This is a genomic window from Variovorax sp. J22R115 (genome assembly GCF_030317005.1).
GTDB lineage: Bacteria > Pseudomonadota > Gammaproteobacteria > Burkholderiales > Burkholderiaceae_C > Variovorax.
Genome location: NZ_JASZYM010000005.1, coordinates 284,203 through 303,216 on the forward strand (window position 1 = coordinate 284,203; position 19,014 = coordinate 303,216).

General features: G+C 64.0%; 17 protein-coding genes. 13 read left to right on the plus strand and 4 right to left on the minus strand.

The features are described from left to right. The first annotated feature begins 90 nt into the window (after positions 1 to 90). From pssA to QTI04_RS11175, 4 genes are all read left to right on the plus strand, one after another. Complete coding sequence (gene pssA, locus QTI04_RS11160) at positions 91 to 915, plus strand: CDP-diacylglycerol--serine O-phosphatidyltransferase (RefSeq protein WP_286598503.1); 825 nt, start codon at positions 91 to 93, stop codon at positions 913 to 915. A gap of 180 nt (positions 916 to 1,095) precedes the next feature. Then, positions 1,096 to 2,799 (plus strand): 2-isopropylmalate synthase, encoded by a 1,704-nt coding sequence (gene leuA / locus QTI04_RS11165; RefSeq protein ID WP_286615658.1) that lies wholly within the window; start codon positions 1,096 to 1,098, stop codon positions 2,797 to 2,799. Positions 2,800 to 2,859: 60 nt separating this feature from the next. Beyond that, positions 2,860 to 4,398 carry a 2-isopropylmalate synthase gene (locus QTI04_RS11170; protein ID WP_286598501.1) on the plus strand — a complete coding sequence of 513 codons (1,539 nt, stop codon included), beginning with the start codon at positions 2,860 to 2,862 and terminating at the stop codon, positions 4,396 to 4,398. A 117-nt stretch (positions 4,399 to 4,515) separates the two neighbouring features. Then, positions 4,516 to 5,670 (plus strand): serine hydrolase, encoded by a 1,155-nt coding sequence (locus tag QTI04_RS11175; RefSeq protein ID WP_286615660.1) that lies wholly within the window; start codon positions 4,516 to 4,518, stop codon positions 5,668 to 5,670. 54 nt (positions 5,671 to 5,724) lie between these two features. On the opposite strand, the gene QTI04_RS11180 is transcribed toward QTI04_RS11175, so the two are convergent. The 3 genes from QTI04_RS11180 to aat are packed head-to-tail and all read right to left on the minus strand — an operon-like array spanning position 5,725 to position 8,047. Further along, on the minus strand, positions 5,725 to 6,519 hold the full coding sequence (locus QTI04_RS11180) for an IclR family transcriptional regulator (protein WP_286598499.1): 795 nt from the start codon (positions 6,517 to 6,519) through the stop codon (positions 5,725 to 5,727). Between the two features lie 29 nt (positions 6,520 to 6,548). Beyond that, positions 6,549 to 7,298: an arginyltransferase gene (locus QTI04_RS11185; RefSeq protein ID WP_286599262.1), complete on the minus strand. Its 750-nt coding sequence runs from the start codon at positions 7,296 to 7,298 to the stop codon at positions 6,549 to 6,551. Continuing rightward, the gene (gene aat / locus QTI04_RS11190; protein ID WP_286615661.1) at positions 7,295 to 8,047 is read right to left on the minus strand and encodes a leucyl/phenylalanyl-tRNA--protein transferase; all 753 of its coding nucleotides are present in this window, start codon (positions 8,045 to 8,047) and stop codon (positions 7,295 to 7,297) included. Before aat ends, QTI04_RS11185 begins: the two co-directional genes overlap by 4 nt. Before the next feature lie 116 nt (positions 8,048 to 8,163). Between aat and QTI04_RS11195 the strand changes: the two genes are divergently transcribed. Then, the gene (locus QTI04_RS11195; protein ID WP_286615662.1) at positions 8,164 to 10,494 is read left to right on the plus strand and encodes a xanthine dehydrogenase family protein molybdopterin-binding subunit; all 2,331 of its coding nucleotides are present in this window, start codon (positions 8,164 to 8,166) and stop codon (positions 10,492 to 10,494) included. Between the two features lie 11 nt (positions 10,495 to 10,505). On the opposite strand, the gene pobA is transcribed toward QTI04_RS11195, so the two are convergent. Continuing rightward, positions 10,506 to 11,687 carry a 4-hydroxybenzoate 3-monooxygenase gene (gene pobA, locus QTI04_RS11200; RefSeq protein WP_286598496.1) on the minus strand — a complete coding sequence of 394 codons (1,182 nt, stop codon included), beginning with the start codon at positions 11,685 to 11,687 and terminating at the stop codon, positions 10,506 to 10,508. Between the two features lie 122 nt (positions 11,688 to 11,809). Between pobA and QTI04_RS11205 the strand changes: the two genes are divergently transcribed. The 8 genes from QTI04_RS11205 to QTI04_RS11240 all read left to right on the plus strand — a co-directional run bounded on the left by QTI04_RS11205 (position 11,810) and on the right by QTI04_RS11240 (position 18,861). Beyond that, a complete protein-coding gene (locus QTI04_RS11205; protein ID WP_286598495.1) occupies positions 11,810 to 12,580 on the plus strand; it encodes an IclR family transcriptional regulator C-terminal domain-containing protein in 771 nt (256 codons plus the stop codon). 59 nt (positions 12,581 to 12,639) lie between these two features. Continuing rightward, positions 12,640 to 13,299: a response regulator gene (locus QTI04_RS11210; RefSeq protein ID WP_286598494.1), complete on the plus strand. Its 660-nt coding sequence runs from the start codon at positions 12,640 to 12,642 to the stop codon at positions 13,297 to 13,299. After that, entirely contained in the window at positions 13,296 to 14,609 is a 1,314-nt protein-coding gene (locus tag QTI04_RS11215) for an ATP-binding protein (protein WP_286615664.1), read from the plus strand. The genes QTI04_RS11210 and QTI04_RS11215 overlap by 4 nt, the downstream gene beginning before the upstream one ends. A 90-nt stretch (positions 14,610 to 14,699) precedes the next feature. Then, a complete protein-coding gene (locus tag QTI04_RS11220) occupies positions 14,700 to 16,172 on the plus strand; it encodes a DegQ family serine endoprotease (protein ID WP_286615665.1) in 1,473 nt (490 codons plus the stop codon). A gap of 142 nt (positions 16,173 to 16,314) precedes the next feature. After that, positions 16,315 to 16,653 (plus strand): hypothetical protein, encoded by a 339-nt coding sequence (locus QTI04_RS11225; RefSeq protein WP_286598491.1) that lies wholly within the window; start codon positions 16,315 to 16,317, stop codon positions 16,651 to 16,653. A 359-nt stretch (positions 16,654 to 17,012) separates the two neighbouring features. After that, a complete protein-coding gene (locus tag QTI04_RS11230) occupies positions 17,013 to 17,393 on the plus strand; it encodes an FHA domain-containing protein (RefSeq protein WP_286615667.1) in 381 nt (126 codons plus the stop codon). A 16-nt stretch (positions 17,394 to 17,409) separates the two neighbouring features. Beyond that, positions 17,410 to 18,045, plus strand: a complete 636-nt coding sequence (locus QTI04_RS11235) for a protocatechuate 3,4-dioxygenase (RefSeq protein ID WP_286598489.1) — start codon at positions 17,410 to 17,412, stop codon at positions 18,043 to 18,045. Positions 18,046 to 18,237: 192 nt separating this feature from the next. Then, positions 18,238 to 18,861 carry a hypothetical protein gene (locus QTI04_RS11240; protein WP_286598488.1) on the plus strand — a complete coding sequence of 208 codons (624 nt, stop codon included), beginning with the start codon at positions 18,238 to 18,240 and terminating at the stop codon, positions 18,859 to 18,861. Positions 18,862 to 19,014: the final 153 nt, after the last annotated feature.

Genomic DNA, 19,014 nt, shown 5'->3' on the forward strand with positions numbered 1-19,014 from the left:
CTACACTGCGACCGATGCGTTCGATACCCTCATTTGCCATGAATCAGACTGCCCAATGCGCCGCGAAGACGGGCGCCGGAGGTCGATCGCATGCATGACGACACCGTCCCCGACGACGTCGCGCCCCGCAAGCGCCGCAAGGGCATTTACATTCTGCCGAACCTGTTCACGCTCGCGGCGTTGTTCGGTGGCTTCTACGCGATCGTGATGGCGATGAACGCGCGCTTCGACCTCGCCGCCCTCGGCGTGTTTGCAGCGATGATCCTCGACAGCCTCGACGGCCGCGTTGCGCGCATGACGAACACGCAGAGTGCCTTCGGCGAGCAGATGGACTCGTTGTCGGACATGGTGTCGTTCGGTGCCGCGCCTGCACTCATTGCCTACGAATGGTCCCTGAAGGGACTGGGGCGCTGGGGCTGGATCGCAGCTTTCGTCTACTGCGCTTGCGCCGCCTTGCGCCTTGCACGCTTCAACGTCAACACGGGTGTGGTCGACAAGCGCTGGTTCCAGGGCTTGCCGTCGCCGGCCGCGGCAGCGCTCGTCGCAGGCTTTATCTGGCTCATGACCGAGTGGGGTCGGCGCGGCGGCGAAGTGCTGTATCTCTCGTGGCAGCAGATCACCTGGATCACCTTCGGCTTCACGCTGTATGCGGGCCTATCGATGGTGACTAATGCACCGTTCTACAGCTTCAAGGACATACAGATGAAGCGCAGCGTGCCCTTCGCGGCGATTGTGTTGATCGCGCTCGGCATTGCGGTGGTCAACATCCACCCGCCGACGGTGCTGTTCGGCATGTTCGTGGCCTATGGGCTCAGCGGCTATGTGGTCTACGCCTGGCGCAAAGCCAAGGGGCAGCAGGTGAGCGTCATCAGCATCTCGACCGACGAACCGGACGAACGCGGCCTGCACAACTGAACCAGGCTGTGATACATTTCAGCCCTTCCATGAACAAGATTTCGCTGGCCCTACTACTGATCCCCTACGGGCGGAGTCGGTAGCGCGCGCGCAAATCCTTCACCACGGCCCGTTCGCACCAGCAACGGGCCGTTTTGTTTTGGGGTTGCTGGTTGATCCAACCACAGCGAGAAAAATCAGATGTTGAAGCAACCCAACCTCAAGTACCGTCCCTTCGCACAGATCGGCCTCAAGGACCGAACCTGGCCCGATGCCGTGCTGACCCAGGCTCCGATCTGGCTGTCGACCGACCTGCGCGACGGTAACCAGGCACTGGTCGAGCCGATGGACATCGCCCGCAAGATGCGGATGTTCGAAACGCTCGTGGCGATCGGCTTCAAGGAAATCGAGGTGGGCTTTCCTTCCGCCTCGCAGGTCGAGTTCGACTTCGTGCGCAAGCTGATCGAGGAAGACCGCATCCCGGATGACGTGACGATCCAGGTGCTCACCCAGGCACGCGACCACCTGATTGAACGTACCTTCGAGTCCCTGCAAGGCGCTCCGCGCGCCATCGTGCATCTGTACAACGCTGTGGCACCCATCATGCGGCGCGTGGTGCTCGGCATGGACGAGGACCAGATTGTCGACCTTGCGACCACACACGCACGCATATTCAACGAACTCGCCGCGAAGCAGTCGAACACGCGTTGGATCTTCCAGTACTCGCCGGAGATGTTCTCGGGCACCGATCTCGCGTTCTCGAAACGGGTGGTGGATGCCGTGACGGAGGTTTGGGCTCCGACGCCGGAGAACAAGTGCATCGTCAACCTGCCTTCGACCGTTGAGCATTCGACGCCCAACATCTTTGCCGACATGGTCGAGTGGATGCATCGCAACCTGGCGCGCCGCGATGCGATCGTCCTGTCCGTGCATCCCCACAACGATCGCGGCACAGGCACTGCGGCAGGCGAATTCGCGTTGATGGCGGGCGCCGATCGCATCGAAGGCTGCCTGTTCGGAAACGGTGAACGTACCGGCAACCTCGACCTCGTGAACGTCGCTCTCAATCTGTACACCCAGGGCGTATCGCCGGACCTCGACTTCTCGAACATCGACGAGATCCGCGCCACGGTGGAGCACTGCAACCAGTTGCCGGTGCACCCGCGCCATCCGTACGTCGGCGACCTGGTCTACACGTCGTTCTCCGGATCGCACCAGGACGCAATCAAGAAAGCCTTCGGCGCCCGCAAGGAAGGCGACGTCTGGGACATGCCGTACTTGCCGATCGATCCGAAGGACGTCGGCCGCAGCTACGAGGCCGTGATCCGTGTCAACAGCCAGTCCGGCAAGGGCGGCATTGCGTATCTGCTCGAGAGCGAATACGGGCTCGAATTGCCGCGCCGCCTGCAGATGGAGTTCAGCCAGACCGTGCAGCGCGTCATGGACGTCGCGGGCAAGGAACTCACCGCGGCCGACCTGTGGGCGCTGTTCGAGCGCGAGTACCGCGTTCACGATCAAACCGGTCCGCAGCACCGTGTGCTGGAAGAGCAGGGGGAGGGCGCTGACGCCTCGGTGGTGCTGCGTGCCGACCTGCCTTGGGAGGGTGAAATTCGCGCCATCGAAGGCCGGGGCAACGGGCCGATCGACGCCTTCATTCACGCGTTGGCCGGTGCGACGGGGCATTCGATCCGCGTGATCGACTACCACCAGCACGCGATCGGTGCCGGTGCGGATGCGCAAGCTGTTGCATACCTCGAGCTGCGCGTCGACGACGCGACGACCTTGTTTGGCGTCGGCATGGATGCGAACATCATTTCGGCGTCGCTCAAGGCCATTGTTTCCGGGCTGACTCGGGCACGGGCGCAAGGCGCGCGCAGCGCACAATCAGTGGCTGAACCGGCGTGACGCGCTGACTTCCACATTGCCCCGCATGAGCGGGGCAAACAGAATCCAAGGAGATCCACGATGGCTGACAAACTGATCATTTTCGACACGACCTTGCGCGACGGCGAACAGTCGCCTGGCGCCTCCATGACCAAGGACGAGAAGCTGCGCATCGCCCGCCAGTTGGAGCGCCTGCGGGTGGACGTGATCGAAGCCGGTTTCCCGGCAAGCTCGAACGGTGACTTCGACGCCGTGTCGGCCATCGCCAAGGCGATCAAGGACGCGACGATTTGCGGCCTGTCACGTGCCAACGACAGAGACATTTCGCGCGCTGCCGAGGCGCTCAAGGGTGCGGCCAACGGGCGCATCCACACCTTCATCGCGACGTCCCCGCTGCACATGGAAAAGAAGCTGCGGATGACACCCGACGAGGTGTTCGAGCAGGCCAAGCTGGCCGTGCGCTTCGCGCGCAACCTGGTCGCCGACGTCGAGTTCAGCCCGGAGGACGGCTACCGCAGCGATCCCGACTATCTGTGCCGCGTGCTCGAAGCCGTCATCAACGAGGGTGCCACCACGATCAACGTGCCGGACACCGTCGGCTACGCCATTCCCGAGCTCTACGGCAACTTCATCAAGTCGCTGCGCGAGCGCATCCCGAACAGCGACAAGGCGGTCTGGTCCGTGCATTGCCACAACGACCTCGGCATGGCGGTGGCCAACTCGCTGGCCGGCGTAAAGATCGGCGGAGCGCGGCAGGTCGAGTGCACCATCAATGGTCTCGGCGAGCGCGCTGGCAATTGCTCGCTCGAGGAAATCGTCATGGCCGTGAAGACCCGCAAGGACTACTTCGGCCTCGAACTCGGCATCGACACCCGACACATCGTTGCCGCCAGCCGCATGGTCAGCCAGACCACGGGCTTCGTGGTTCAGCCGAACAAGGCCGTGGTCGGGGCCAACGCCTTCGCGCACGCATCGGGCATCCACCAGGATGGAGTGCTCAAGGCGCGGGACACTTACGAAATCATGCGCGCCGAGGACGTCGGCTGGACCGCCAACAAGATCGTGCTGGGGAAGCTCAGCGGCCGGAATGCCTTCAAGCAGCGCCTGCAGGACTTGGGCGTGACGATGGAGAGCGAGGCTGACATCAACGCCGCGTTCGCCCGCTTCAAGGAACTCGCGGATCGAAAAAGTGAAATATTTGACGAAGATATCCTCGCTTTGGTCAGCGATGAGGAGCTCTCGCACGTTGGAGAGCAGTTTGGATTTGTATCCTTGTCGCAACATAGTGAAACAGGTGAGCGGCCTCAGGCCCGCGTCGTGTTTACAGTGCATGGCAAGGAGGTCACCGGGGAGTCGGATGGGAATGGGCCAGTAGACGCCTCACTGAAGGCGATCGAGGCTCATGTCAAGAGCGGCGCCGAGATGGTGCTCTATTCGGTCAATGCAATCAGCGGTTCGACCGAGAGCCAGGGAGAAGTCACTGTGCGGTTGCAGAACGCCGGGCGGGTCGTCAACGGCGTGGGTGCAGACCCCGACATCGTCGTCGCATCGGCCAAGGCTTATTTGAGTGCCCTCAACAAGTTACAGAGCCAAGCTGAGAGAGTGGCGGCACAAGGTTAGGTTTCGCGGGATCCTTGCTTTCGATTGAAGAAAAGGATGCAACTAACTGATATTGCGTGTCTTTTTCGATTTCGATAAACTTGCGGCTTCCCTTACGTCGCCGCTGGAGAATTCTTAATGCCTGAAGCCCGTTTCAATCGAGTTTCCAGCCAGCGGTTTCTTCCCGCATTTCGTCTCATCGCCGTCGCGCTCTGCGCCACGGCGTTTTTGTTGCCCTCGGCCTTCGCGGCAAAGAAAGAGCCTGCCAAGAAGGCAGCGGTCAGCGCCGACGGCAAGCGGAAGACGGCAGCCGTTCCATCTCGCAGTGTTGCTTCGGCGGACAAAAGTGAACGGGTCGTTCGCGGCGGTCGCAATGTGGTGGCTTCGATCCGCCAGAAGAACGGCAAGACCGTGGTTGCCGTGCAACGCCGATCGATCGTCCGTGTTGCAGAAATGCCCGCCCGCCAGTCCTTCGGCCAGTTGGCCGGGCTGCATGGCACCGAAGATGCCCTGGATCTGAAGTCCAGCGTGGCCCTCGTGATCGACCAGGACACCCATGAGGTGCTCTTCAGCAAGAACGATCATGCCGTTCTGCCGATCGCCTCCCTGACCAAGCTCATGACCGGTCTGCTCATCAGCGAGGCAAAGTTGCCCTCTGACGAACTGATCACCATCACGCAGGACGACGTCGATACCGAGAAGGGGAGTCGCTCGCGGCTGACCGTGGGCTCGACCTTGCCGCGCGGCGAATTGCTGCACCTGGCGCTCATGTCCAGCGAGAACCGTGCTGCACATGCACTGGGACGCACCTATCCGGGTGGCTTGGCCACGTTCGTGAGCGTCATGAATGCCAAGGCCAGGATGCTCGGCATGAAGGACACCCGCTATGTAGAGCCGACGGGCCTGTCGAGTCGCAATCAGTCCAGCGCTCAGGATCTCGCCTTGCTGGTGAATGCCGCTTACGCCGATGCCACCGTGCGCCAGCTTTCCACGTCACCTGAATACCAAGTCGAAGTCGGCAACCGCGTTCTGCAGTTCAACACGACGAACCGACTCGTCAAGAGTCCTGACTGGGACATCGGCGTTCAGAAGACCGGCTACATCTCGGAGGCAGGTCAGTGCCTGGTGATGCAAGCGAAGATCGCCGGGCGCAAGCTGATCATGGTGTTTCTCGATTCGGCCGGCAAGCTCAGCCGCATCGGCGACGCGGAGCGCGTGCGTCGCTGGGTCGAAGCCAATCACATGCTGAGCCCGGCTGCGCAGCAGAGCGTCGCAGCGCATATCGCTGGCTGAGCAAGCCAGCTTCTCCGTCTCACATCCCTCGCCCGACGAGGGCCGGTTGGCCAATCAGGCTGCCGTTGGCGTGCTTGCTTTGTAGCCCAAGGCGCTCGAGATCTCATTGGCGGTGGCTTGCAGCTTGGGCAGCCACCCGTCGTCCAGGCGGTCTGCCGGCGCAGAGATCGACAGGCCGGCAACGAGCTTGCCCTGGTCGTCGTAGATCCCGGCTGCCATGCAACGCACGCCGAGTTCGAGTTCCTCGTTGTCGCGCGCGATGCCGTACTGGCGTGCCTTGGAGAGCTCGCGCTCCAAGGCCGGCAGTTGCGTGATGCTGTTGCGCGTGTGGCCGGCCAGGCCGGTTCGCGTGGCGTAGCTGCGCACGCGTTGGGGCTCGTCCACGGCGAGGAACAGTTTGCCTGTCGACGTGAGATGCAAGGGCGCCCGTCCGCCAATGGCGCGCACCACCTGCATGCCCGAGCGCTCGCTGTACGCCCGCTCGATATAGACGATCTCGTCACCCTGCCGCATGCTGAGGTTCACGGGCTGCTGCGTGAGCTTGTGCAACTCGCGCATCGGCGTCATCGCGGCGTCGCGCACATTGAGCCGCCCCTTGACCAGATTGCCCAGCTCCAGCAAGCGCATGCCAAGCCGGTAGCTGCCCGCCTCGGGACGATCGACGAAACGGCCTACGGCGAGGTCGTTCAGGATGCGATGGGTGGTGGACGGGTGCAGCCCCGTTTTCTCGCTGATCTCCTTGAGGGAAATCGCTTCCTCACGCGACGCGAGGACGTCGATCAGCGAAAACATCCGCTCGATGACCTGGATGACAGGCGTGGCGGGAACGTCGGATTGGGGTTTTCTCATGTGCAACGCGGTTTTGACCGGTCGCGATTTTACTTGGTGAAATGGCTTGGCGGTTGCCATTGGCCATCGATCAGCACCTCGTGCGGCGTGTATCGGGCCTTGTAGTTCATCTTGGCGCTGCCCTCGATCCAGTAGCCGAGGTAGACATGGGGTAGCTGGAGCTTGCGGGCCTGTTCGATCTGCCACAGCACGCTGAAATTCCCATAACCCGCGCCGACCTCGGGTTCGTAGAAGGTGTAGACCGCCGAGAGACCGTCATTCAGCACATCCAGGATGGACACCATCTTCAAGGCGCCGGCGCTGCCGTCCGACTGCGTTTCGCGAAACTCCACGAGGCGGGAATTGACCCGGCTCTGGAGCAGAAACTGGGTGTATTGGTCGATGCTGTCATGGTCCATGCCGCCGCCCGCGTGCCTGCCATTCTGATAGCGCAGGTACAACTGGTAGTGCTCGGGCACGAAGCAGAGCTTCAAGACCCGCGCCTGGAGGTTGGAGTGGCGCGCCAGTGCGCGGCGCTGGCTGCGATTGGGCCGAAAGTCGTTCGCGAGCACTCGCAGCGGGACGCAGGCGCTGCAACCGTCGCAATACGGCCGGTAGGTGAACATGCCGCTGCGTCGAAACCCGCTCAGAACGAGGTCCGAGTAGGCGTCGTTGTGAATCAGGTGACTGGGCGTGGCGACCTGCGAGCGCGCCTGCCGGTCCGGCAGGTAGCTGCACGGATAGGGTGCTGTCGCGTAGAACTGCAGCGTGTGGAGCGGGAGATCCTTGAGGTGCGTCACGTCGTTGAAGAGGGTCGCGCAGACAGGAGTTCGTTCCAGTATACGAGGTCGAAGCGCCATGCAGGGCTCGTCTTCAGGCGTGCGTGGGCAACGTGCGACACCAGACGTTCCCGTGGCATTTCCCGGGCACCAAGGCTGGCGAGATGGGCGGTGTTCTGTTGGCAATCGATCATGGTGATGCCGTGTCGGCGGCAGAAGCAGACGAGCGCCGCCAGCGCGATCTTGGACGCATCCGCTCGGCGCGCGAACATCGACTCGCCGAAGACGGCATGCCCAATCGATACGCAATAGAGACCTCCCGCAAGTTCACCGTCGATCCAGGTCTCGACGGTGTGTGCATGGCCGGCGCGGTGCAGGGCTGTATAGGCGCGCACCATCTCTGGAAGGATCCAGGTGCCGGTCTGGCCCATGCGAGGGGCCTGGGAGCAAGCGGAGATCACCGCTTCGAATCCGTGGTCGATGCGGATCTCGCATCGTTGGGTGGAACGGAATCGCGCCAGCGTCTTGCGCAGCGACCGATGCAGCCTGAACCGGCTCACGTCGAGGACCATCCGGGGATCCGGACTCCACCAGAGAATCGGCTGGCCTTCGCTGAACCACGGGAAAATGCAGTTGCTGTAGGCTTGCAGAAGACTGGCGACGTCGAGTCCGCCGCCGGCGGCCAGCAGACCGGGCACGGGGTCCGAATCTCCCCATGCGGAGGCAGCGTCGGGCAGCGGGTCGCCGGGATCGAGCCAGGGTAGTTGCATGATTGGATGTATACACGGCTTCAGCTTCTGCGATGGCGTCGCGCGCCGAATGTTCCCGAAGCCCCATATAGTTGTTCTTGCGCCCGCAACAACTGCTCCAGACAAAGAGGACCACGGTGACCACAGATACGAATCCCATGCGCTTCGGCAGCGGCCAGGCCGTCAGGCGGCTGGAAGACGAGAACCTCCTCAACGGAACCGGCCGCTACACCGACGACGTCTCGTTGCCAGGACAAGCCTGGCTGAGCTTCGTGCGTTCCCCCTATCCCCATGCGCGACTGGTTTCGGTCGACACCACCTCGGCCGCGGCTATGCCTGGCGTGCTGGGCGTCTTCACGGGTGCCGATCTGGCAACGGCGGGCGTCAAGCCAATGCCCGGCGCGGCGGGGTTCAGGCGGGCAGACGGTACGGACTGCGCCACGCCGGCACGGCGAGCGCTGGCGCTCGAACGGGCGCGCTTCGTTGGCGAGCCGGTCGCGGTCGTGGTCGCAGAAACCCAGCGGCAAGCGCGCGACGCGGCCGAAGCCGTCGTGGTGGACTATGAAGAGCTGCCGATGGTGGTCGACCTGGCCAGCGCGACTGCCGACGGTGCGCCCCTGATCTGCGATGAAGCCACAGGCAACATCGCCGCCGAAATGCGGCACGGCAGCAGAGAAGCGACGGCAGCGGCCTTTGCTAAGGCGAGCCATGTGGTCGCGCTTGACGTGGTCAACCAACGGGTGGTCGCCCTCACCATCGAGCCTCGAACGGTGCTGGCCGACTTCGATGCCGATTCGGATCGGATCACGATCCGCATGAGCACGCAGATGCCTTCGGGCGTTCGCGACTCGATTTGCGACGCGATCGGCCTGCCCAAGGAAAAGGTGCGCGTGGTCGTGGGTGACGTCGGCGGCGGCTTCGGCATGAAGACCGGCGCCTATCCGGAAGACATTGCCGTCGCCTTTGCAGCGCGCGCGCTCCGGCGCCCGGTGAAATGGGTGGCTGACCGCAGCGAGGAGTTTCTCGCGACCTCCCATGGACGGGACATCGAGGCCCGCGCCGAACTGGCGCTCGACGCGAATGGCAAGATCCTGGGGCTGCGCATCAAGACGCACGCCAACGTCGGCGCCTACGCCACCGGCACCGGCGTCGCGATCCAGCTTCTTATCGGCCCCTGGGTGCAGACCAGCGTCTACGACATCCAGACCATCGACTTCCATTTCCTGGCGGTGCTGACCAACACGGCCCCCACCGGCGCCTATCGCGGCGCTGGCCGTCCGGAGGCGATCTACACGATCGAGCGCCTGATGGACGAGGCCGCGCGCCAGATCGGCATCGACCGCATCGAACTGCGACGGCGCAACTTCATCCGGCCGGAGCAGATGCCCTATACCAATCCGATGCAGCAGACCTACGACACGGGCCAGTTCGAATCGGTGATGAACCAGGCGCTGGCCCTGGCCGATTGGCAGGGTTTCGACAAACGCGCGGCTGAATCGAAACGCCAAGGGCGGATGCGTGGCCTGGGCATCGCGACTTTCCTCGAATGGACCGGCGGCAACGTGTTCGAGGAGAGAGTGACCGTTGCCGTCCAGGCCGACGGCATCATCGAAGTGTTTTCCGCCGTCAACGCGATGGGGCAGGGCATTGCGACCACCCTCGCGCAACTGGTGGTCGACGCCTTTGGCGTGCCGATCGAGAAAGTGCGCATCGTGATGGGCGACACCGATCGCGGCGACGGCTTCGGCAGCGCAGGATCCCGCTCGCTCTTTACCGGCGGCTCGGCGGTGCGGGTGGGAGCGGAGCGGACCATCGACAAGGCGAAGGAACTCGCAGCCAAGGAACTCGAAGTGTCGGCTGCGGACATCGAATACTCGGCGGGCGTGTTCAAGGTGGCGGGCACCGATCTGCAACTCGACCTGTTCACCCTGGCGGGGCACCAGCCCGAACGCCAGATCTTCGTGGATTCGACGAGTACGGTGTCGGGCCCGACTTGGCCGAACGGTTGCCACATCACGGAAGTCGAGGTCGATCCGCCGACGGGCGACATCAGCGTGGTCAGCTACGCCTCGGTCAACGACGTGGGACGGGTGGTCAATCCGATGATCGTGCGCGGCCAGCTTGAAGGCGGTGCCGTGCAGGGCATCGGGCAGGCGCTCTACGAGCGCGTGGTGTACGACACCGAAACCGGGCAGCCGCTGACCGGGAGCCTCATGGACTACGCCGCGCCGCGCTCGGACATCATTGCCTCCATGTTCCGCATGGAGATGGACGAGTCCACGCCCTGCAAGAACAACCCGCTGGGCGTCAAGGGCGTGGGCGAACTCGGGACCATTGGCGCCACGCCGGCCATCGTCAACGCGGTGGCGGACGCACTGGCACGCAACGGCCTGGCCGACCGCACGCCGCATCTGGACATGCCTTTGACGCCGGCACGCGTCTGGCATTTGATGGCATCGGCGGCCTGAGCCGCCGACGCTCAGAACTCTTCCAGCGGCAGGCCGACGTAGTTTTCGGCGAGCGAAGTCGAGGCAGCGCGCGAATGAACCAGGTAGTCGAGTTCGGCCTCCTGGATCTTCTGGCCGAACTCGCCGGTCTCCGGAAACCGATGCATCAGAGAAGTGAACCACCACGAAAAGCGCTCCGCCTTCCAGACCCGACGCAGGCAGAGGTCGGAGTAGCGGTCGAGCGCCGAGGCTGATTTCTCGCCATAGAAGATCTCGAACGCGCGCGACAGGTAGCCGACATCGGCTGTCGCCAGGTTCAGGCCCTTGGCGCCTGTCGGCGGCACGATGTGGGCTGCGTCGCCGGCCAGGAAAAGACTGCCGAAGCGCATCGGCTCGGCCACAAAGCTGCGCAGCGGCGCGATGCTCTTTTCAAGCGACGGGCCCGTGACGAGGCGGTCGCGGGCTTCCGGGTCGAGGCGCAGGCGGAGCTCGTTCCAGAAAGCCTCGTCGCTCCAGTTCTCGACGCGCTCTTCGGTGGGCACCTGCACGTAGTAGCGGCTGCGCGTTGCGCTGCGCATGCTGCACAGGGCGAAACCGCGCGAGGTGTTGGCGTAGATCAGCTCATGTGATACCGGCGGCACATCGGCCAGCACGCCGAGCCAGCCGAAGGGATAGATCTTTTCGTAGGTGTGAAGCGACTGCGCCGGAACGCTGGCGCGGCTGACGCCGTGATACCCGTCGCAGCCGGCGATGAAGTCGCATTCGATCTCGTGCGTGGCGCCGTCCTTTTCGTAGCGCACGCGCGGAGACTTCGTATCGAAGTCGTGCAGGCTGACCTGGGAAGCACTGTAGATGGTCGTGAGGCCTTCAGCTTCTCGCGCCGCCATGAGGTCGCGGGTGACTTCGGTCTGGCCGTAGACCGTGACTTGCTTGCCATCCGTCAGGCCGTGCATGTCGATGCGATGCCGAGCACCCTTGAAGAGGAGCTCGATGCCTTCGTGCGGCAAGCCTTCTGCCTTGGCGCGAGCGTCGACGCCGGCGCGTGCGAGCAGGTCCATCGTGACCTGTTCCAGGACGCCGGCACGGATGCGGCCCAGCACGTATTCGCCGGTCTGCCGCTCGACGATGACGTTGTCGATGCCGGCCTTGTGCAGCAATTGGCCCAGCAAAAGTCCAGCGGGGCCTGCGCCGATGATGGCAACCTGAGTTCGCATGTGTGTCTCCTGATGGCGTTTCCGGCAAGCGTAGGGCGATGAGGCCATCTCGGGGCGTCTGCATGGCACGCTCTGTGCGATCATGAGGCAACCTGCGCGATGATCGCGCAACACTTCGGTTCATGACCATCGCCAAACCAGACTTCATCGAAGGCATCGCCAAGGGAATGGCCGTGCTCGAAAGCTTCGACACCGAGCGCCAACGGCTCAACGCCACCCTGGCCGCCGAGCGGGCGGGCCTCACGCGTGCGGCGGCCAGGCGCCACCTCCTCACATTGGCGCATCTCGGCTATCTCGAAACGGACGGCAGCTATTTCTGGATGGCGCCCAAGGTGCTGCGCTTCTCGGGCAGCTATCTCGCGTCGTCGCGCTTGCCGCGTGCGCTGCAGCCGACGTTGAACCGCCTCGCCGCGCAAACGCAGGAGTCGTTCTCCGCGGTGGTGCTCGACGGGGAGGAAGTGGTCATCGTCGCGCGCAGCGGCAACTACGGCGCGCCGACACGGGTGCTGGCCTACGGCCTGCACCTCGGCGCGCGCCTGCCCGCCCATGCAACGTCGACCGGGCGCGTGCTGCTTGCAGCGATGAGCGCCGCCAAGCTCACGGAATGGCTCAAGGGGCGCAGCCTCCCGCGCCTCACACCTCGTACCATCACGCAGGCGCGCGTATTGCGGCAGCACATTGCCCAGGCGCGCAAGGACGACTTCTGCTTTGCCAGCGAAGAGCACGAACTCGGCGTGCAGGCCCTCGCAGTGCCGCTGCGCGACATGCAGGGCCGCACGGTGGCCGCGCTCAACGTGGTGCTGTCCGGCGGGCGTTATCAGGAGGAGGTGGTGCGGCGCGACATGCTGCCGCTGCTTTTCGAGGCCGCGCGCGAGGTGAGGGCGCTCCTGTAGGTGCCAGTGAACTTCATCGTCGCTACCATCTCGAAGATCGCTTCACGGACGAATGAACGATGAGACTGCTTCTGTTGGAAGACGATGTGATGATCGGCGAGACCGTGCTCGATCTGCTGCGTGCCGAACAGTACGCGGTCGACTGGGTCAAGGACGGCGACGCGGCCGACTCGGCGCTTCGGGCGCAGCAATACGACCTGGTCGTGCTGGACCTCGGGGTGCCCCGCCGCGATGGACTCGAGGTCTTGCGCTCCCTGCGGGCCCGCAAGCAGCGCATGCCGGTGTTGATCGCCACGGCGCGCGACTCTGTGCAGCAACGCATCGAAGGCCTGGACGCCGGTGCGGACGACTACGTTCTGAAGCCTTATGACCTCGACGAACTTCTGGCTCGCATCCGGGCACTGCTGCGACGGGCGTCCGGCCGGGCGGAGCCGGTCTACGAGCACATGGGTGTCAGCGTGAACCCTGCGACGCGTGAAGTCACCGTGGGGGGCCAGCCGGTCATGCTGTCCGCGCGCGAATGGGCGGTGCTCGAGCCGCTCCTGGCCCGTCCCGGCATGGTGTTGTCACGCGCGCAACTCGAGGAAAAGCTCTATAGCTGGAAGGACGAGATCAGCAGCAATGCCGTCGAGGTCTACGTCCACGGACTGCGCAAGAAGCTGGGCGCAGACCTGATTCGCAACGTGCGCGGGGTCGGCTACATGGTGCCCAAGGAATGAAGTCACTCCGCGCGCGCCTGCTGTGGTTCCTGCTGGCGGCCATCGTTCTCGCGGCGGGTACGCAGGCCTTCGTCGCCTATCGCACCGTGCTCAACGAAGCCGATGACATCTTCGACCACCACATGCGGCAGATGGCGCTCTCGTTGCGCGCGGGGCTGCCACCCAGCGCGGCGGTCGGCGGAATCGGCGCTGGCGACGAGAACTTCGAATTCATCGTGCAGGTCTGGACCCTGGACGGCATCCGCATCTTCGAATCTGCCGCGCAGGCTGCATTGCCGCAGCGTGCCGTGCTGGGTTTTTCGAACGTCCAGGCCAGAGGCACGACCTACCGTGTGTTTTCTCTGCAGACCGGCGCATTGGTGATTCAGGTGGCGCAGGACATGGCCGCACGACGCCGCATGGCAGGAACCCTGGCGTTGCGCACCGTGGGTCCGATCGCGCTGGCGGCGCCGCTGCTGATGCTAGTCGTCTGGTGGGTGGTGAGCTTTTCGCTTGCACCTGTGGCGCGGGTGCGCAGCCAGGTCGCGGCGCGGCAGGCTGACGACCTGTCGCCGCTGAGCGAAAACGATCTGCCCGAGGAAGTGCGGCCGCTGGTGCACGAGCTCAATCTGCTTTTCGACCGCGTTCGGCGGGCGTTCGAGGCACAAAAGCACTTCGTGGCGGATGCGGCACATGAGTTGCGTTCGCCGCTGGCGGCCCTCAAGCTTCAGATACAGGGTTTGCAGCGTGCGACCGACGAGCCCACCCGCGAACTCGCAGTCGCACGCCTGACTGCGGGCATCGACCGCGCGACCCGGCTGGTCGAGCAGATGTTGGCTCTTGCGCGTCACGAGGGCAGCGCCCTGGCCGGCGCCCGGCGGGAGTCGGTGAGCCTGTCGGAAGTGGCGCGGCTCGCGATTTCCGACGTCGTTTCTACCGCGCAGGCTCGCATGATCGATATCGGCGTCGTCAGGGCCGATCCCCTCAAGGTTCCGGGCCAGGCCGAGGCGCTGCGCACACTGCTGCGCAACCTGCTCGACAACGCTGTGAAATATTCGCCTGACGGCGGACGTGTCGACGTCGAGATCGCTGCGGGCACGGACGCGGTCGAACTCAGCGTGGACGACAGCGGTCCGGGCCTTCCGGCCGGCGAGCGCGAACGCGTGCTCGACCGCTTCTACCGTTCTGGCGAACCGCAGGCGCCGGGCAGCGGTCTCGGCCTTGCGATCGTCAAGTCGATTGCCGACTTGCATGGTGCGACGCTTTCGCTGGATCGGTCGGCGAGCCTCGGCGGACTGCGCGTCACCGTGCGGTTTTCGACGGCGGCTTGAGCGCGGCGCTCCTGCCTGTTTAAGGCGCGCTTAAGCGTCTGGCCCGACATTCCTTCCGTTGACTCTCTCAAAACCTCGGAAGGATTCCAGATGAAAAACAATTTGTCCACGCCCCGTGCGCTCGTCCTTTCGCTGGCGGCCGCCGGCGTGATCGGCGCCGTGGCTACCGGTGCCTATACCAGCGCCAATGCCGTGGCCTCGCCGTCTCCGGCCGCAACGGCTCCCGCCGCTGGGCCGCAGGTTTCCATGCCCGACTTTTCGACCATCACGGCGCGCCATGCCCCTGCGGTGGTCAACATCAGCGTGACCGGCACGACGAAGACGGCAGGTGCCGAGGGCCCCCAGGGCATGGATCCCAATGACCCCATGTACGAGTTCTTCCGCCGCTTCCAAGGCCAGGGCGGCCCGCGCGGACAACAACCGCAGCGCGAGACGCCGGTGCGCGGACAGGGCTCCGGCTTCATCGTCAGCGCTGACGGGATCATCCTGACCAACGCCCACGTGGTGAAGGACGCCAAGGAAGTCACCGTCAAGCTGACCGATCGTCGTGAGTTCCGCGCCAAGGTGCTGGGTTCGGACACCAAGACAGACGTTGCCGTCCTCAAGATCGACGCCAAGAATCTGCCGACCCTGTCGGTCGGAAACACCAAGGACCTCAAGGTGGGCGAATGGGTGCTCGCGATCGGTTCGCCGTTCGGCTTCGAGAACACCGTGACTGCTGGTGTCGTCAGCGCCAAGGGCCGAACCTTGCCCGATGACAGCTATGTGCCTTTCATTCAGACCGACGTGGCGGTGAACCCCGGTAACTCCGGCGGCCCGCTGATCAATACGCGCGGCGAAGTGGTGGGCATCAATTCGCAGATCTACAGTCGCAGCGGCGGCTATCAGGGCGTGTCGTTCGCCATTCCGATCGACGTCGCGATCCAGGTGAAGGACCAGATCGTCGCCACGGGCAAGGCCAGCCATGCACGCCTCGGCGTCGCTGTGCAGGAAGTGAATCAGGCCTTTGCCGATTCGTTCAAGCTCGACAAGCCCGAAGGCGCGCTGGTGTCGAACGTGGAAAAGGGTGGTCCGGCGGATGAAGCCGGCCTGCGCTCGGGCGACGTCATCCGCAAGGTCGACGGCGAACCGATCGTTGCTTCGGGCGACCTGCCGGCATTGATCGGCCAGAAGAAGCCTGGCAGCAAGATCACGCTCGAAATCTGGCGTCAGGGCCAGCGCGAGGAGATTTCCGCGAAGCTGGCTGATTCGGCCGAGAAGTCGACCACCGTCGCGAAGAACGACAGCGGTGCCGGCCAAGGCAAGCTCGGCCTGGCGCTGCGCCCGTTGCAGCCGCAGGAACAGCGCGACGCTGCAGTCGACGGCGGCCTGCTGATCCAGGACGTGGGCGGCCCAGCCGCGATGGCCGGGGTTCAGCCAGGCGACGTGCTGTTGGCTATCAATGGCACGCCAGCGAAGAGCATCGAACAAGTGCGCGAAGTGGTGGCCAAGGCAGACAAGTCCGTGGCCCTGCTGATTCAGCGCGACGGCGACAAGATCTTCGTGCCTGTTCGCCTCGGCTGATCCACTGCCCTCCACGAAGCCGGCAAATCGAGACAAAGTGCCGGTTCGCGGGGGCAGGGCGTGCCCCATGTGCAAAAGTGCCTTGGTGGAAATTTCACAGGACGATAACAATTCGTTGAAACAACTGAATTAGAGGAATCCCATGGTTCGGCGCGATCTGGCCTTGACTGTTCTTGAACTGGAGCCCAATGAATTCCATTGGGTCCTGTTGGAGGCTGTGCAGGCGGAATCCGAGGAGTGCCTGGGATACCGGCCCATCGATTCCTCGACCCGAGGTCTTCCCGATTATTCCGAAGCGCTCATTCAGGGCGCTTCGGCTTTGCGCGTGCTGCAAGGGCTCGCGCCATTCGGCAAACCCATGAACCCCGTCGGCATCGGGGAAAGCACGGCGGCCCCTTTGCCGGATGAGGGTGCCAGCGGACCGAACTCCTCCACCGATCCCGACTCGTGCATGTTCACCACCGGCCACCCGGTTCTCTAGCGAACGTCGCCAGCATCACAGCCTAGCGGCGCCGCACGTCGAAATGCATCGCTGTCACGGCGATCACCTTGGCCGCTCGCGATCGAATCGTTTCCCTTACGGACACGCCACGCAACACCAGAAGCGGTTCATCGGGCGTGCTACAGGGCACCGCAGCAGGCTGAAACGTGCGGGTTGGCGCGAACGACATGCGGAATCTGCCCGCGAGCGTGAGGGTTGGTTGCATGACCTACAAGGTACGTGGTCATCCCGCAATCGAAAATCTCTCCAATGGGGGCATGGCACCACCAACCGGCATACTCCGGAAGTTCGGCGCACTGCCTGTTACGTGCGCGTGCACAGGAATGAAAAGATAGAAGATGCCAAGACTGATCGTGCTGCAGAAGAATGGCTCGGCCAAGCAAGTCAATGTGACGGGAACCCCGTTCGTCATCGGTCGCGCGGACAGCTGCGACCTTGTTCTCGACAATCCCCTCGTGAGCCGATCGCACGCCGTGTTCGAGGCGGTAGGGGGCACGATGACCATTCGCGACCTGCAGAGCCACAACGGAACCTACGTCAATGGCGAACGCAAGGAATCCGTTGCCCTGAACAACGGTGACGAAATCAAACTGGGGAGCTACCAGATCCGCTACCTGGCCGATAGCGGTCCGATTGCGGCGGCCGAGGCATTGCGGCTGGTCACCATTCCGGGCAAGCTGGCGGACATCGACCTCCTGAAACTCGGCGTGAAGCCCTGAACATCCGTCCATTGCAATGAACACACCGCGCAGCACTGTGGGTCTTCCCCGACGCTCCGTTGCGGCGGCGCTGGTGGCATTGCCGACCTTCTGGCTGAGCGCTCGCGCGCAGCCGCAGGCAGCACGGCGCGCAACGCCGTCGCAAACGGAAGGTCCGTTCTACCCCGTGACCCTGCCAGGCGACACGGACAACGATTTGCTACGCAACGGCGCACTGAACTACGCGGCGGGTGAGCCGACCTGGGTCGAAGGCAGTGTCGCGGATCTCGACGGAAAACCGCTGACCGGAGCGTTCGTGGAGATCTGGCAGTGCGATCAGGCCGGGCATTACCACCATCCGGGCGACGGCGACCGAGCCGACCGGGCCTTTCAGGGTTTCGGCCGGATCGCCGTCGATGCGCAGGGACGGTATCGGTTTCGCACCATCCGCCCCGTGCCTTACACGGGTCGCACGCCGCACATCCACGTGAAGGTCAAACTCGGTCCGCGCGAGTTGCTCACCACCCAGCTCTATGTGGCGGGCGCGCCCGGCAATGCGCGTGATTTTCTCTGGCGCAACCTGTCCGAACAGGACCGCGCGGCGATCACGGTTCCTTTCGAGCGTGCACCGGACGGATGGAAGGCCAGCTTCCCGATCGTCGTTGTTGCTTGAGGGTTCGCCCCCGTGAATTAATGCCGGTGCGATGAGCGAAGGCAGCCCGTGACGCGGTCGTCACGCGCTCTGTCGAAGGTATCCTCGCTGTTACAAGTCCCGGCCCTTGAGTGCTGGAACCCAACGCCTCCGTATGAATTCCCTGCTTCCACACATTGCCCCAGATCACGTCTGCCTCCTGGAGGCCTGTTGATGTTCTCGGGTGATGGCCTGCTGGCAATCAAGGTGATGGCCGCCGCCGCGCCCGTGGCAGGGTTTGCGGCCGTCGCGCACGTGAGGGCCCGGCGACGCGCCAAGCGTGCCCATGAAGTTGCGACGGCGACCGGCGCGATTCGAAACATCGTTGTCGAAGTCCCTCGTTCGGTCGACGACGTGTTCGCTTCAGTCCGCTTCGACCTCACGCCCAACTTGACTGGCTGCCTCGCCGCGGCGAACAGTGCGTCCCTGCGCGGCTTCGAAACCCCTGACGCAGTGATGATGGCGCTGGACGTCGATGCGGTGTGGGCATGCGTCGGCGTGGGGAAGTCGCCGACCGACGAGGTCCAGCCGCAGCGCACCCGCGTCATCGCGACCCGGGAAGTGCTCGTGCTCCACTCCAGCAATCCAGCCCGCGAAAGCGTCAGGGTCCGGTTGAACGCGCTCTTGCGCGCCCATCGCTCCACGCCGGAAGGGGTGCCGCTGTATTGCGCCGCCGACGGCGAGATCCGCACCGCGCCCGGACGGCGTGTGCGCGTTGCCGAGATGACGGAGCGCAAGCAGTTCTATTGGGTCCGTTCGGGCGGCTCGACAGCCGATTCGACGCACAGACCCAGCTAGTTCGCGCGTCGCTCGGCGACCGGGGGCGAGGCCGGCAATTTCCTTCCATACCGCATATGGCCGGGCCTCGCGGAACACGGGCAGGCGGAGCGTCCGTTCGGCTAGTGCTTCTGGTGAATGTTTCCTCACTTCGCGCGCAGTAGAGTCGCCGTC